This is a genomic window from Acinetobacter baretiae (assembly GCF_015627105.1).
Classification (GTDB): domain Bacteria; phylum Pseudomonadota; class Gammaproteobacteria; order Pseudomonadales; family Moraxellaceae; genus Acinetobacter; species Acinetobacter baretiae.
In genome coordinates, this window is the sequence record NZ_VTDM01000036.1 from 1 (window position 1) to 14,206 (window position 14,206).

Here is a 14,206-nt window from a genome sequence, read left to right on the forward strand (position 1 = left end):
TTGGTTCAGGAGCTGGGGCCGGTGTCTGAACTGGTGTCGGTGCTGGAGCTGGTGTCTGAACTGGTGTTGGAGCTGGAGCCGGTGTCTGTACTGGTGCCGGAACTGGTGTTGGTTCAGGAGCTGGGGCTGGTGTCTGTACTGGTGCCGGAACTGATGTTGGTTCAGGTGCCGGTGCTGGTGTTGGAACTGGTGTTGGTTCAGGAGCTGGTGCCGGTGCTGGTGTTTGTACTGGTGTCTGAACCGGTACCGGTGTCTGAACTGGTGTTGGAACTGGTGTTGGTTCAGGAGCTGGTGTCTGAACTGGTGCCGGAGCTGGTGTTGGTTCAGGAGCTGGTGCCGGTGCTGGAGCTGGTGTTGGAACTGGTGCTGGAGCTGGTGTCTGAACTGGTGTTGGAGCTGGAGCCGGTGTCTGTACTGGTGCCGGAACTGGTGTTGGTTCAGGAGCTGGGGCTGGTATCTGTACTGGTGCCGGAACTGATGTTGGTTCAGGAGCTGGGGCTGGTGCCGGTGTTGGAGTCGGTGCTGGAGTCGGTGCTGGAGTCGGTGCTGGAGTATTTGTTATTGTGGGATTTGTTTTTGCACCATCTAATTCACATGCGGTTAATAAAACTGATGTCACTGCAATTGCGATCAATGACTTATTAAAATGAATTTGCATATATTTTTCCGAAAATATCACCTTCTTATTTGTATGATTATTGTATCAAATATGTTTGAGCATTATATATACATAATATATCTATTTTTAATCGATTAGATAACACTTTATGTCAAAAATAATAACTAATTAAATGATAATCAGTATCTTATATTTTTAAAAAATTAAATATTCATCGTTTTTTTATATAAATGAATTATTATCACATCCTATTTATGTAACAGAAAAATCACATAATTTAGTGTTAAGCTATATAAAAAGTGCCTACAAAAAGTAAAATACTTTATATTATTATCGCAATAGAGAAATAGCATGCAAAAGGCAATGTTTGGCGCAGGTTGTTTTTGGTGTATAGAGTCTGTTCTTTTAGAACTTAAAGGCGTACATCATGTTGAAAATGGCTATGCTGGTGGCGAAAGCGAAGATCCTACATATGAAAAAGTATGTACAGGAACAACAGGACATGCCGAGGTCGTTTATATCGAATTTGATGAAACAATCATTAACTATCAAGATTTACTTCATGTTTTTTTTGGCATGCACGACCCAACAACTCTAAATAGACAAGGAAATGATGTTGGTACTCAGTACCGTTCTGTGATTTTTTTCTATAATGATGAGCAAAAACAGAAAGCCTCTGCGATGATAGAAGAACTTAGCTCACATGGGCTAAATATTGTCACTCAGCTCGAACCCGTGCCTCGCTACTATAAGGCAGAAGCGTATCATCAAAATTTTTATGCAAAAAATCCAGAGCAAGGTTACTGTAATTTTGCGATTCCACCTAAGTTGTTAAAACTTCGTCAAACATTCCAACATCTTCTGAAATAACATAAAAAAAGGAGGCTTTTAAACCTCCTTTTTTCTCTTTACTAATTTTCACTCATAAAAGATAAATCACTTAAGCCTGCCTCACTCGCTCTAGACATCACTTGAGCAACCGTATCATAGCGTGACTCTTTATCTGCGCGCAGCTGAACCGTTGGTTTTTGCTCACCTTGCCCAGCCTCTTGGAATCTTCGTGCCAACTCATCTAGAGAAATTACTTCTGAGTTCCATGCAACTTCACCTTTAGCGTTAATACTCACTGTAATTGCTTTTGGCGGTGGTGTTGAAATTTCCGCTGTCGTTTTGGGTAAAGTCAACGGAATAGATGGATTAGACACAGTCGCTGTGACCAAAAAAATGATCATTAAAACTAGCATAATATCAATCAATGGAATGAGGTTCATTTCATTCATGCCAGAATCTTGATCTTCACCCAATTGAAAGCCCATTAGCCCTCTCCTCTCACCTGAGGTTGTGTTTTTTGTGAATCTTGCTGCAACATTGTGTTAATTAACAATTGGTGTGCTTGATCTTGTAATCCATGTGTTAAAGCCCGATTACTACGCAGACAAATGTTATACGCCAATACAGCAGGAATCGCCACCGCAAGACCAAATCCGGTCATGATCAATGATTCACCCACAGGGGTCGCCACTTGAGCAAGTCCTGCTTGACCTGTACTACCAACAGCAACCAATGCATGGAAAATGCCCCATACCGTACCAAACAATCCAACAAAAGGCGCCAAAGATGCAATTGTTCCTAATACTGGCACACCTTTTTCAATCCCTGTTTTTTGTTCAGAAATTTCACGTAGTAACGCTTGCTCTGCAACAGCTTTACGTTGTTCAAATGTTAAACCCAAAAGTTGTGCTTTCAATTGACTAAGAGACTGCTCTAAACGTGAAAAAGCCGTTTGTTTTAATTTACGTGTTCCAATTAAACGTATAAAAAAGACTGTCCATGTAATAATAGACATACTTAATAAAACGAAATACAGGGTTTTACTTACCGCATCTGCACTTTGCCAGTACACTGAAAAATTCATTACTTATTTCCTAATTTGTTAGCAATATTAATTAACTTAAATCAAATGGTTGTTGTGCTTTGATTGGATAAGCCACGCCATTTTCCATATATGGTTTAAATTTTGCACCACGTACAGCACGCAGTATTTTTTGGTCAAGCGCAGGTACTCCTGAACTTTGTACAACAGTCACACTAATAATTTTGCCCTTTTCATCTGCTTCAATCATTACCACAATTGAACGAGGTGATCCTCTTAAATCACTTTGTTCATAGGATGGTTTAGGCGAGAGACTCCATTGCACACCGCTTCCACCAATACTGACACTTTTTGGTGTTTTTTCAGCAGGTTCTGCTGCAGGTGCAGGTTGTGGCGTCGGAGCAGGCGTAGGAGCAGGTTCTGGCTGTGGTACAGGTTTTGTTTCAACCGTTGAAACAACAGGTGGAACAACCACAGGCTGAGGTTTCTCGACCTGTTGAACTTCTTTTTTCGGTTGCTCCGCTTTTTTGACTTGCTGTACTTTTTCTACTTTCTTCGGTGGTGGTGGTGGATTTTTAACAATTTTTACCTCTTTTACCTCTTTTTTAGGTTTAGGCGGTTCTTTCGGTTCTGGTAATGGTTTTGGTGGTTGCTGAATTTTGACAAAATGGGCTTGAATAGGGACCTTTTTCTCAGTTTTTATTTCATGTGGCTTCATTTGTCCTAAAGCCCACAATACAGCAATATGACCAACCACTACAGCTGTGAATGCAGCACCCACTTTGATTTTCATATTGTCAGTGGACTGTTTTGAATTTAATACAGAGGAGTGACTCATAGCACAATAGTGACCTTGTTATATGATCTATCAGAAGGTTATATGACCATATGTTTAATTAAATGATATCTGTTACCTATGATAAATGAGAAGTGTTTTCATTTTCAACCTATTTTTACAAACATTCGGTAGATAAAACAACTCATTTAAAATACAATGTGACACGATTAATGTATAGTTATAACATAACATAAATAAGAAACATTCATCAATGTATTCAAGTTTTTATCATCAAAATAGATCACACTCCACTCAAACATGATTTCAAAATCACGATGCGAAGTGTGGTTTATTCTTATTAAGAAGATGCAACTTCTTTTGTCGGCAGATGATCAATATCTTCATCTTGAGTATAACGGTCAACAACAACACTGACCATCATATCCCCCTCTACATTGACCATTGTTCTTACAGTATCTAACACTCGATCTATTGGTAATAAAATAGCAATCGCCTCTGCAGGTAAGCCAACCGACTGTAAAACCATAATCATCGTAACCATACCCGCACTTGGAATACCCGGAGCACCTAGTGACGCAATCATCGCTGTTAAACATACAATAATTTGTTGAGTTAAACTTAAATCTAATCCAATCAAGTTTGCCACAAAAAGCGCTGCTGCCGCTTCGTATAAAGCCGTTCCATCCATATTTAAATGTGAACCTAACGGAATCACAAAACCTGTAATCTTAGGACGAACACCAAGATTTTCTTGTGCACACTTCATACTTAATGGCATTGTTGCAGAGCTAGAACTGGTTGCAAATGCAGTAATTAATGCCAAACGCGCGCCTTTAAAAAACTTCAGTGGCGACATTTTTCCAAAAATCCAAAGTAGTAAAGGTAAAACAATTAACCCATGGAATAACGTTGTTCCTGTAACGATCGCCGCAAACTCAGCCAAACGACTTAAAACAGATAAGTCCTCTTTCGCAATCAGCTTTGCCAATAATGCAAAAATACCAAACGGCGCTAACTTCATAATCCAAGACACAAGCATCATGACCAAATGAAAAAATTCTTCATTAAATGTTCGAATGTGTTGAAATTTTTTACCGCCATAAACCAATGCCAAACCAATGAGCATGGCAAAGACAACAACAGATAAAACATTACCATCACTAAATGCTTTAAATGGGTTAATCAAGGTATTTTGAATGAAATTGGTAATAAACGATGATGTATCCAAACTTTGAGCTGGACTATGGTATTGATCCATTGCATGCTTAAATAATGATACATCCATGCCCTTACCGACTTCAAAAATATGAGCACAGGTTAAACCTAAGATTAAAGACAATGTCATGGTCGTAAAGCTACACATCAGCGTAACTTTCCACACTTTGCCAAGCTGTTTACCAGACTCTAAACTGGCAACCCCAACCACAATAGATGTAAAAATCAGTGGTACAAGGAGCATTTTTAAGCATCCAATAAAGATGCTACTAATAATGCTTAATCCATAAATACTATGGCTAAATAACGTGGTATCTGGGTAAAGACGCAGAACACAACCCACAATAACCCCAAGTAGTGCTGCGATAAAAATTTGGGTATTTAAACTCATAATTATCCATTTTTATCTTGTTTTGATACGCCATCATATAACACTTGTTACAATTTGAATTAATTTTTTCTGATAACCATATGAATTTGTATTAAAACAAGATTGGATGTTTTATCATCAATTCTCACGCATACGCATAAGACCCTCTTGCACAGTACTGCACACTAATTCGCCATTTTGCCACATATACCCATAATTCATACCACGTGAATTTGTCGTGATGGTGGCTTCCATGTCATATAACACCCACTCATCAGCACGTATTGGCTTATGAAAATAAATAGCATGATCAATGCTTGCACATTGTATATTGGGCGATAGATAACTCAAACCATGTGGTCTTAACGCTGTTGTCATCAAAACAAAATCTGAATAAAAAGCCACAATCGCTTGATGTAATGCCACTTGATCTTGTTCATTTTGAAGCACGTCATGAGTCTTCACATAATGTGCATATAATGGTTCAGCAGGCTTCGGGCGAAAAAAATTACGCACATCACTTAACGGTTTCAACTCAATATGTCTTTCACGCATAAAGCTTGGCTGAAGTGGCTCAGGAATAAAACGTAACATACTTTCTTTTATTTCTTGCTCACCCTGTAAGGTGTCAGGATGTGGGTAATCGGGCTGTTTTTTTTGATATTCTAGTCCCTGTTCGATAGATGCAAAAGAAATTAAAGCCGTAAAAATTGTCCGTCCATATTGAATCGCTCGCACTTGCCGACTTACAAAACTTTGCCCATCTCTTAAACGTTCTACTTCATATGTAATCGGCTCGTTAATGTCCCCACCACGCAAAAAATAGCCATGTAAAGAGTGTGCAGGACGATCTGTCGTATATGATGCTGCACGTAGTGCTTGGCCTAAAATTTGTCCACCAAATACTCGCTTGCCAATAAAATCATGGCTTTGTCCCAAGTATTTGTTTTCATCTATTTTTTCTAACGTTAAAATTTTAATCAGTTCTTGCGTTAACTTAGTCATTATTACTCATCTATTCATTACTATTTTAAATGAAGTGTATTAGATCATTTTTTTATTGCCCTGTATTTTGCGATTTGTTCCAATTTTTTACTATTTATATCTATATTCAATGGCATTTTTTATAGTTTTACTGTCTTAAAAGATACATTTTGGGTAAAATCACCGCTTCGAGCGTATGTTACCCACCTTTATACCCCTTGTATTTGCAAGAGAAATTTTGGTGTTTATGAGGAGTCTTTCATGTCCAAGCGTAGTTTTGGTCAAATCTATCGTAGATTATCAAGCAAAGTGCTTGACCTAGTAGTAAAACCACGAGTTCTTGGAGATGTACCTACACGTCATAAACCAGAACATACATCCCCTCAAGATAACGACACCAACACTGTAGTTTGCTATGTTTTACAAAGTTACTCCCGAAGCAATGCTTTGGTGCTTGATGGTGAAACACGGCGTTTAGCATTACACCCTGCCCTTGAACCATTACATGTTGAGCAACATAGAGAAAAAACATCAGTATTTTTCTTACAACATCAAGATACAAGCTATTTAGCAAAACATAAACATGCGCTTCCACCCAAATTATTACGCCTCATTGATTTCATTGAAGCGCATCCAAATATAGACATACAGCTGATTCCTGTTACCGTATTATGGGGACGATCTCCCGATAAAGAAGATTCATTATTTAAACTTTTATTTACTGATACTTGGGCAACACCAAGCAAAGTAAAACAGTTGGTCAATATTGGTTTACACGGACGACAAACCTTTTTAGAGTTTCACAACAAACATTCTTTACGATCTCTAATTGCCACCGCTCGTCAAACCCATCCTAATCTTTCACCCGCAACATATATTGTCAACCATCTTAACCAATATCTAGATCGCCAACGTGAGGCTGTTCTTGGACCCGATTTATCCGATCGTCGTAATGTCATTCAATCTTTAATGAAATCTCCAGATTTAGAAGAATCCATTCGACGTGAAAGTATTCGTAGTAAAATCAGCTTATTTGAAGCACAGCGTAGGGCTGTCGGTTATATTAACGAAATTGTCTCTGATTACTCATATTCAACCATACGCTTTGGAGACATGGCACTTACACGCCTTTGGACACAGCTTTATGATGGTGTTGAAGTACATAACTTTAATACCGTCAGAGAATTAGCAAAAGATTATGAAATCATCTATACCCCTTGCCATCGTAGCCATATAGATTATTTACTTTTATCTTATATTATTCATCGTCGTGGCTTAATGGTGCCTTATATTGCAGCAGGGGACAATCTCAACCTTCCGCTGGTGGGGCAATTTTTACGTGGTGGCGGTGCATTTTTTATTCGTCGCTCATTTCGTGGTAATGGATTATATACCTCTGTATTTAAAGAATACTTATACAGTATTGTTTCTAGAAACACGCCTTTAGAGTACTTTATTGAAGGTGGTCGTTCTCGAACAGGTCGTTTACTGCCACCAAAAACGGGAATGTTGGCCATGACTGTACATAGCCACTTACGAAACAAAGGGAAAAATAAACCCATTGTCTTTATTCCCACATATATTGGTTATGAACGACTCATGGAAGGGGCAACCTATATTGGCGAATTACAAGGCAAACCCAAAGAAGCTGAATCTATTTTAGGCTTAGTCAAAACCATTCGAAAAATAGAACGAATTTTTGGACAAGTACACCTTAATTTCGGTGAGCCTGTTTTTTTAGATGATGTATTAAAACAACATCAAGCCGATCATATTCGTATTGCAAAAAATGATGACCCCATTCCTACGGAAGTTTCAGAAGCCATTACAAGTTCGGCATATCAAATTTTAGAAAAAATTAACAATGCAGTCGTGATTAACCCAGTCACACTTTTGTCACTGATTTTACTGTCTACCGAAAAACATACAGTGAGTGAAGAGTTGCTCATCAAACAACTCAATACATATTTAAATATTGTTCGAGAATTACCTTATGACTCACGCACTGAAATCACCAAGTTTTCAGGCGTAGAAATTATTGAACACGGTTTAAAACTCAAACTGATTCAACGTGTACCACATGCATTAGGCGATATTATTGCCATTGCAGATCATCAAGCTGTATTACTCACTTACTTTAGAAATAATATTTTACATGCTTTTATTTTACCGTCACTCATTGCCTCATTGGTCGATTTAAATGGTAAAATTGCACGTGCTGATCTTGCCAATGTCATGATTACATTGTACCCATTCTTAAAAGCTGAATTATTCACAAAATGGAATAGTACAACGCTCGCTCCTGCCATTGAACAATACATCGATCAGCTCATTAAAGTAGGTATCATTAGTGTAGATGGCCTAGACCTTGTTAGTCCTCAACCCAACACAGAAACACACGACCAAATTACTATTTTGGCAGGCTCTGTAAAACAAAGCCTTGAACGCTATTACATGATTTTAGCCATTATTACCCAACGTGGTTCAGGCAATATTTCTGTTAAGCAAGTGGAAGACTTAGGTTACTTGCTTGGTCAACGTTTATCTGTATTATACGAATACAACTCCCCTGATTTCTTTGATAAATCACTGTTCCAAAGCTTTTTAAAGGTACTGACGCAAAAAGGGTATATTCGTGTACAACAAGGTTTAATCGAATTTGATGAATACCTCACCAAAACAGCACAGTATGCCAATTTAGTTTTAGATGATACAAAACTCAGCATGCTCAAACATATCACCCAATTTAGTGATGAAGAATTACAAGGTGCGCTGAGTGCACTTGCTGCAGATCATGCTAAACGGCGTTCACGAAAGAAACTCAAAAAATAAGAGTATAGCTAGGCATCAGTCACATGATGCCTTTTTTATTTGCGCCAATTGATCGAGATAGACTTCAAAACAGTGTGGATACTTCAATTCAAAGCCTAAATCTTGCAAGTGTGTCGCATAGATTTTCTTGCCTGTTTCCAAACGCGTATCACACTGAAGTAACGGTAATCCGCACTGTTTTTGAAACCACAATAAAATATCATGTAAGGGGTATGGTCTAGAGTCACTAACAATATAATGTGATTTTATCTGGGTTAAATTACTTAAATATGCTAAAAACCCTGCCAAATCATCAATATGTATACGATTTGTCCAATGTAATTGCTCATAAAATGTTGTGTTTTGCGCCAATTTCAACATACGCGCTATGCTAGTCCCATAAATACCTGAGGGTCTTACAATGACACAACGCTCTGCAAATGCACGAACATAAGCTTGTTCCATGTCATACAAAATTTGACCTTGCAAATCATGAATAGCGACTTCGGTATCGTCATTGACAACGCCACCTGTGTGGCCATTATATACTCGGGTTGATGATACAACGATACAACGTTGGACAGGGTGTTGCTTTAACGCATCAACAATAGGAGTCACACTATCAAGATATGTTTTTTGATAGCCATTTACACTGCGCTCTTTAGGACTCAATAAAATATAAACACAATCAATCGGAGATAAACCATCTAGATTAATCTGTGCAACATCTTGACACAAATGCGATGATATTGATCTCTTCGTACGACTCAAAGATGTAATTTGATGGCCTTGTGCAAATAAATGTTTTGCAACACGCTGTGATGTTTTACCATAACCTATAAATAAAATATGCATGACATGACCTAAATCTATATGGCTTCAATTCGTGATCTAAAAGGCGTTGGCTCAGCTGCCTGTAACTTACTCGAAAAACTTCATCTATTCAGTACAGATGATTTACTTTTTCATTTGCCTCGTGACTATGAAGATCGTAGCACGATTGTTGCCATGAACCAATTAAGTGTTGGCCGTAGTTACTTGCTCGAAGGTGAAGTTCAATCGATTGACTTCCCCTCAGGAAAACGCAAATCAATGGCCATTCTTCTACAAGATGATTTTGGCAAAGTTACACTACGGTTTTACCATATTTATAAAGCCCTTATCGATCAGTTTAACCTCGGACAACGCATTCGCTTATTTGGTGAAGTTCGTATTGGAGCAAGAGGATTAGAGGTATACCATCCTGAAATTCTCCCCTTACATGTGCTTAATAAACACAGTCGCTTAACAGCCATTTACCCCAGTACAGAGGGCTTAACTCAAAAAAAGCTTAGAGATTATATACAGCAAGCATTTGACCAACATAGCGATGATTTAACAGAATTACTGCCCAAAGAATTCAGTACAACATACTCATTAAAAAATGCTCTCTCGTATATTCACCATCCCCCGCTAGATGCCAACATGCAACAATTGATGCAAGGTCAACACCCTGCACAACAACGCTTGATCTTAGAAGAATTAATTAGTCATCAACTCAGCTTACTCACTCGCAGAGCCTATTTACAACATACTGCATCGGCATGCTGTAAACCCAGCACACATTTTTCCCATGCACTGTTATCCACCCTTCCCTTTTCATTAACTCGAGCTCAGCAACGCGTTTCAGAAGAAATACTTCATGACCTTCAACAAAATAAACCTATGCTTCGATTGGTACAAGGTGATGTTGGCGCAGGTAAAACTTTGGTTGCAGCCATTGCAGCTTGCCATGCACTTGAGTCGGGTTGGCAAGTTGCACTGATGGCACCCACTGAGATTTTAGCAGAACAACACTATTTAAATTTTAAACGTTGGCTTGAGCCACTAGATATTCAAGTTTCTTGGCTCTCTGGTAAACAAAAAGGGAAAGCTCGGCATCTTGCAGAAACAGCAATTCAACACGGAATCGCCAACATGGTCATTGGCACACATGCCTTATTCCAAAATAGCGTCATATTTAAGCAACTAGGACTCGTCATTATTGATGAACAGCATCGTTTTGGCGTAGATCAACGCTTAGCCTTAAGAGATAAAGGAGCAAACTCAACAACACCTCATCAGCTCATTATGACAGCCACTCCAATCCCTCGCACTTTGGCCATGAGCGCATATGGTGATTTAGATACTTCTATTATTGATGAACTACCACCTGGACGAACCCCTATTCAAACAGTGACCGTCCCTTTAGATCGCAGAGAAGATGTATTACAGCGGATTGCGAAAAACTGTGCTGAAGGAAAACAAGCATACTGGGTGTGTACACTGGTTGAACAATCAGAAAGTCTAGATGCTCAAGCAGCAGAAGCCACCTATTTAGACATACAAACACGGTTTCCTCAATTGCATGTTGGTCTAGTGCATGGAAAAATGAAAGCAACAGAAAAACAAGCCGTAATGCAGGCATTTAAACGCAATGAATTACAGCTTCTTATTGCTACAACCGTCATCGAAGTTGGCGTAGACGTGCCTAATGCAAGTCTTATGATTATTGAAAATGCCGAACGTTTAGGTCTCTCGCAATTACATCAATTAAGAGGACGAGTCGGTCGAGGGGCACAAGCAAGTTTTTGCGTACTCATGTATAAATCTCCCCTGTCACAACACGGTCAAGAGCGATTAAGTATCTTAAAACAAAGTAATGATGGTTTTATCATTGCAGAAAAAGACCTACAAATTCGAGGGCCGGGTGAATTGCTTGGTACCAAACAAACAGGAGATTTGGGCTTTAAGGTAGCAAATCTAGAACGAGACCAATACTTACTCCACCAAGCACAGCATATTGCACAACAATTAATCCAACAAAACCCTCAAACAGTGGATGCCTTACTCCAACGTTGGCTACCGCATGCACCCCGTTATGCTTATGTTTAATCAAATATGGGGATTCTTGCATCTACATATTCAACCTTGTGTACTTTGTGAAATCGAACGAGTACAGTATGGACGTAGCGTATGTGGCGACTGTTGGCAACATCTCAACATACAACCACGCTGTGTGACAAAACAAGATATCGAACTCATTGCTACAACCACTTATCAATATCCAATCAATAAAATTATTCAACAATTTAAATATAATCATCAATTACAATATCTTCGATTGTTTAAAGACTTACTGGCACACATCCAAATTCCTAAAGTACAAGCTATTGTTGCCATGCCTATTTCCACAGCACGTTTGCATGAGCGCGGTTATAATCAAGCACATTTATTGGCTCAATTGATTTCAAACACACATAAAATTCCAATTTGGGCGCCCATCGAGCGTATGAAAGAATACAGTCAAAAAGGGCAAAATCGTGCTGAACGCCTTACCAACATTCATCAACAATTTAAAATTAAGCCAAAGCAAAGCATAAAATATCGTAAAGTGGTCATTATTGATGATGTAGTAACTACAGGTAGTTCAATCCAAGCGCTCAAAACCCAATTAGAACTGTTAGGTTGTCAAAAAGTTTATGTGATTTGTCTCGCTGTGGTTTAATCACACTAAGGTACAACGACATCTTGTGCACCCCATTTAGGTTGAGGTTTTTGGTAATGCTCAAATTCAGTGATTAATGTTTCAATGTGATCTGACACACATAAAGAACTGGAAAAACGTGGTTGTGTAAATCCTGTATTTACCGTCTGCTCAATCATATCCAATAACGGCTGATAAAAACCACGAACATTTAAAAAACCACACGGCTTAGTATGTATCCCTAATTGGGCCCACGTCCATTGCTCAAAAATTTCTTCTAACGTACCTGCACCGCCAGGTAGTGCAATAAAACCATCTGCTAATTCAGACATTTTTAATTTACGTTCATGCATTGATTCAACAATGTGCAGTTCAGTCAATCCTGTATGCGCAAGCTCCATGCCTACCAAAGATTGAGGCATCACTCCAATCACACGGCCACCTGCATGCAATGCACTATTAGCAACAACACCCATCAACCCCGAACGACCACCGCCATAAACGAGCGTTTTACCTGTTTTTGCTAAATAACGACCAGTATGTTCAGCACATTCAATAAAATAAGGTTCGGTGCCCGGCTTAGAACCACAAAAAATTGCGATAGATTTCATAAAAACGACCCAATTATCAGTAATAATAAAATAAAGTGTATGTTTTTCACCCAAACAAGAAATTGAGCACTGTTTTTAATCTCTTGCTTGACTAAAATACACACATCATTACCACCATTCTACTCCAAGGAGAATACACTCCAATGCTTGAAGCTTTTTATGCCACAGAGCGTGGTAGTTTGGAAGATGGCGCCATCAATGGTGGCTTTGACCTACACCCAGACTGGGTATGGGTCGACCTGATCGCTCCATCTCAAGAAGAACAACAGTGGGTGACTGATGCCTATCAACAAAATTTACCAACGCTCAAATCATTAGAGGATATTTCATCGTCTGCTCGTTTTTATCGTGACGATGATGGCGTACTGCATGTAAGCACTTACTTTCTCACCAAAAATAGAAACTATCAAGCAGATAATGAACATGATGATGATGGTATTTTAGCAACCATACAAACCGTTGCATTTATTCTTAATCAAGAACGACTTATTACCCTTCGAGGTGAAAAGTTATTGGCTTTCCGAGCATTTCGCTCACGTGCTCGACGTAACGACTATGATCGTGACTATAAAGACCCTGTATGGATTTTATTGGGATTATTTGAAGCCAAACTCGATGAACTTGCCGATATTTTAGAAGATATTCATAAAGACCTTGAAAAATATTCTACAGACGTACTCAACAACCATAATCGAGAAAGACACCTTGATCTTGATGATATGATTACACGATTGGCACAACAAGAAGATATGTTAGGTAAGGCTCAATTGTGCCTAATCGATTTACGTCGTATTTTAACTTTTTTATCTAGACCTCGTGCTTTAGGAAGCCATATTTACGACTCCGAAATTCGTGAAATGAGTGAAGATGTTCGCTCATTGGTCGAACATAACGCATTCTTATTTCAAAAAGTGCGTTTTTTAATGGATACCACCTCTGGGTTCATTAATACCGAACAAAATGACACCATTCGACGCTTCTCTATTTTACCAAGTATGCTTGCACCGCCTATGCTGATTTCTAGTGTATATGGAATGAATATTGAAGAACTTCCATATGCACATAGCCCCATCAGCCTCATTATTGTTGGTGGTTTTTTATCTATTTCTTTTATTGGCCCATATTTTTATTTTAAATGGAAAAAATGGATTTAATCTTCACACAAGTATCATCAAGATACTTGTGTATAACATGTTTTATTTGAATAAAACATGCTAGAAAACCCGAATCCTGTTTAAGGATTTATTTGAAAAAGCCAAGGATTAGAGCCATAAGTTGAGTTACTAGACACGACTTACCACTCTAATCCTCATGACTGATATTACTGCTTTATTCTGTACCATTGATGATTTTTTTATAAAATTTGAATCCACTTATTTGAAATTTCTAAAACAGAATCAATACTTCAAACGAATACGA

General features: G+C 38.6%; 13 protein-coding genes and 1 pseudogene. 7 read left to right on the forward strand and 7 right to left on the reverse strand.

The annotated features are described in order from the left end of the window. Positions 1–645 (forward strand): hypothetical protein (locus I2F17_RS11350; protein WP_211140017.1); only part of this gene is annotated, 645 nt, incomplete at its 5' end. A gap of 325 nt (positions 646–970) precedes the next feature. After that, positions 971–1,489 (forward strand): peptide-methionine (S)-S-oxide reductase MsrA, encoded by a 519-nt coding sequence (msrA, locus tag I2F17_RS11355; RefSeq protein ID WP_211140018.1) that lies wholly within the window; start codon positions 971–973, stop codon positions 1,487–1,489. 41 nt (positions 1,490–1,530) lie between these two features. On the opposite strand, the gene I2F17_RS11360 is transcribed toward msrA, so the two are convergent. The 5 genes from I2F17_RS11360 to I2F17_RS11380 all read right to left on the reverse strand — a co-directional run bounded on the left by I2F17_RS11360 (position 1,531) and on the right by I2F17_RS11380 (position 5,881). Further along, positions 1,531–1,935 (reverse strand): ExbD/TolR family protein, encoded by a 405-nt coding sequence (locus I2F17_RS11360; RefSeq protein ID WP_196423499.1) that lies wholly within the window; start codon positions 1,933–1,935, stop codon positions 1,531–1,533. Then, the gene (locus I2F17_RS11365) at positions 1,935–2,534 is read right to left on the reverse strand and encodes a MotA/TolQ/ExbB proton channel family protein (RefSeq protein ID WP_196423498.1); all 600 of its coding nucleotides are present in this window, start codon (positions 2,532–2,534) and stop codon (positions 1,935–1,937) included. Before I2F17_RS11365 ends, I2F17_RS11360 begins: the two co-directional genes overlap by 1 nt. Before the next feature lie 31 nt (positions 2,535–2,565). After that, positions 2,566–3,330: an energy transducer TonB gene (locus I2F17_RS11370; RefSeq protein WP_196423497.1), complete on the reverse strand. Its 765-nt coding sequence runs from the start codon at positions 3,328–3,330 to the stop codon at positions 2,566–2,568. Between the two features lie 298 nt (positions 3,331–3,628). Beyond that, positions 3,629–4,897: a dicarboxylate/amino acid:cation symporter gene (locus tag I2F17_RS11375; protein WP_196423496.1), complete on the reverse strand. Its 1,269-nt coding sequence runs from the start codon at positions 4,895–4,897 to the stop codon at positions 3,629–3,631. 117 nt (positions 4,898–5,014) lie between these two features. After that, on the reverse strand, positions 5,015–5,881 hold the full coding sequence (locus I2F17_RS11380; protein WP_196423495.1) for an acyl-CoA thioesterase: 867 nt from the start codon (positions 5,879–5,881) through the stop codon (positions 5,015–5,017). Between the two features lie 240 nt (positions 5,882–6,121). Between I2F17_RS11380 and plsB the strand changes: the two genes are divergently transcribed. After that, positions 6,122–8,692, forward strand: coding sequence for a glycerol-3-phosphate 1-O-acyltransferase PlsB (gene plsB, locus I2F17_RS11385; RefSeq protein ID WP_211140019.1), 2,571 nt, complete (start codon positions 6,122–6,124; stop codon positions 8,690–8,692). Positions 8,693–8,707: 15 nt separating this feature from the next. On the opposite strand, the gene I2F17_RS11390 is transcribed toward plsB, so the two are convergent. Next, positions 8,708–9,526, reverse strand: a complete 819-nt coding sequence (locus I2F17_RS11390; protein ID WP_211140020.1) for an NAD(P)H-binding protein — start codon at positions 9,524–9,526, stop codon at positions 8,708–8,710. A gap of 18 nt (positions 9,527–9,544) precedes the next feature. Here I2F17_RS11390 and recG point away from each other — a divergent pair, with 18 nt between their 5' ends. After that, the gene (gene recG / locus I2F17_RS11395) at positions 9,545–11,584 is read left to right on the forward strand and encodes an ATP-dependent DNA helicase RecG (protein WP_211140021.1); all 2,040 of its coding nucleotides are present in this window, start codon (positions 9,545–9,547) and stop codon (positions 11,582–11,584) included. 16 nt (positions 11,585–11,600) lie between these two features. Beyond that, a complete protein-coding gene (locus tag I2F17_RS11400; protein ID WP_235985957.1) occupies positions 11,601–12,197 on the forward strand; it encodes a ComF family protein in 597 nt (198 codons plus the stop codon). A 5-nt stretch (positions 12,198–12,202) separates the two neighbouring features. On the opposite strand, the gene I2F17_RS11405 is transcribed toward I2F17_RS11400, so the two are convergent. Continuing rightward, positions 12,203–12,787 carry an LOG family protein gene (locus I2F17_RS11405; RefSeq protein ID WP_211140023.1) on the reverse strand — a complete coding sequence of 195 codons (585 nt, stop codon included), beginning with the start codon at positions 12,785–12,787 and terminating at the stop codon, positions 12,203–12,205. Positions 12,788–12,930: 143 nt separating this feature from the next. Between I2F17_RS11405 and I2F17_RS11410 the strand changes: the two genes are divergently transcribed. Next, complete coding sequence (locus I2F17_RS11410) at positions 12,931–13,941, forward strand: CorA family divalent cation transporter (RefSeq protein ID WP_196423489.1); 1,011 nt, start codon at positions 12,931–12,933, stop codon at positions 13,939–13,941. Between the two features lie 157 nt (positions 13,942–14,098). Beyond that, a pseudogene (locus tag I2F17_RS11415) lies at positions 14,099–14,206 on the forward strand (IS982 family transposase); the annotation flags it as partial.

Coding starts and splice junctions, on each gene's coding strand:
- I2F17_RS11380 (WP_196423495.1), bottom strand. CDS start 5,881: ATGACTAAGTTAACGCAAGAACTGATTAAAATTTTAACGTTAGAAAAA.
- I2F17_RS11405 (WP_211140023.1), bottom strand. CDS start 12,787: ATGAAATCTATCGCAATTTTTTGTGGTTCTAAGCCGGGCACCGAACCT.
- I2F17_RS11410 (WP_196423489.1), top strand. CDS start 12,931: ATGCTTGAAGCTTTTTATGCCACAGAGCGTGGTAGTTTGGAAGATGGC.
- I2F17_RS11365 (WP_196423498.1), bottom strand. CDS start 2,534: ATGAATTTTTCAGTGTACTGGCAAAGTGCAGATGCGGTAAGTAAAACC.
- I2F17_RS11370 (WP_196423497.1), bottom strand. CDS start 3,330: ATGAGTCACTCCTCTGTATTAAATTCAAAACAGTCCACTGACAATATG.
- I2F17_RS11375 (WP_196423496.1), bottom strand. CDS start 4,897: ATGAGTTTAAATACCCAAATTTTTATCGCAGCACTACTTGGGGTTATT.
- plsB (WP_211140019.1), top strand. CDS start 6,122: ATGTCCAAGCGTAGTTTTGGTCAAATCTATCGTAGATTATCAAGCAAA.
- I2F17_RS11360 (WP_196423499.1), bottom strand. CDS start 1,935: ATGGGCTTTCAATTGGGTGAAGATCAAGATTCTGGCATGAATGAAATG.
- I2F17_RS11390 (WP_211140020.1), bottom strand. CDS start 9,526: ATGCATATTTTATTTATAGGTTATGGTAAAACATCACAGCGTGTTGCA.
- recG (WP_211140021.1), top strand. CDS start 9,545: ATGGCTTCAATTCGTGATCTAAAAGGCGTTGGCTCAGCTGCCTGTAAC.
- msrA (WP_211140018.1), top strand. CDS start 971: ATGCAAAAGGCAATGTTTGGCGCAGGTTGTTTTTGGTGTATAGAGTCT.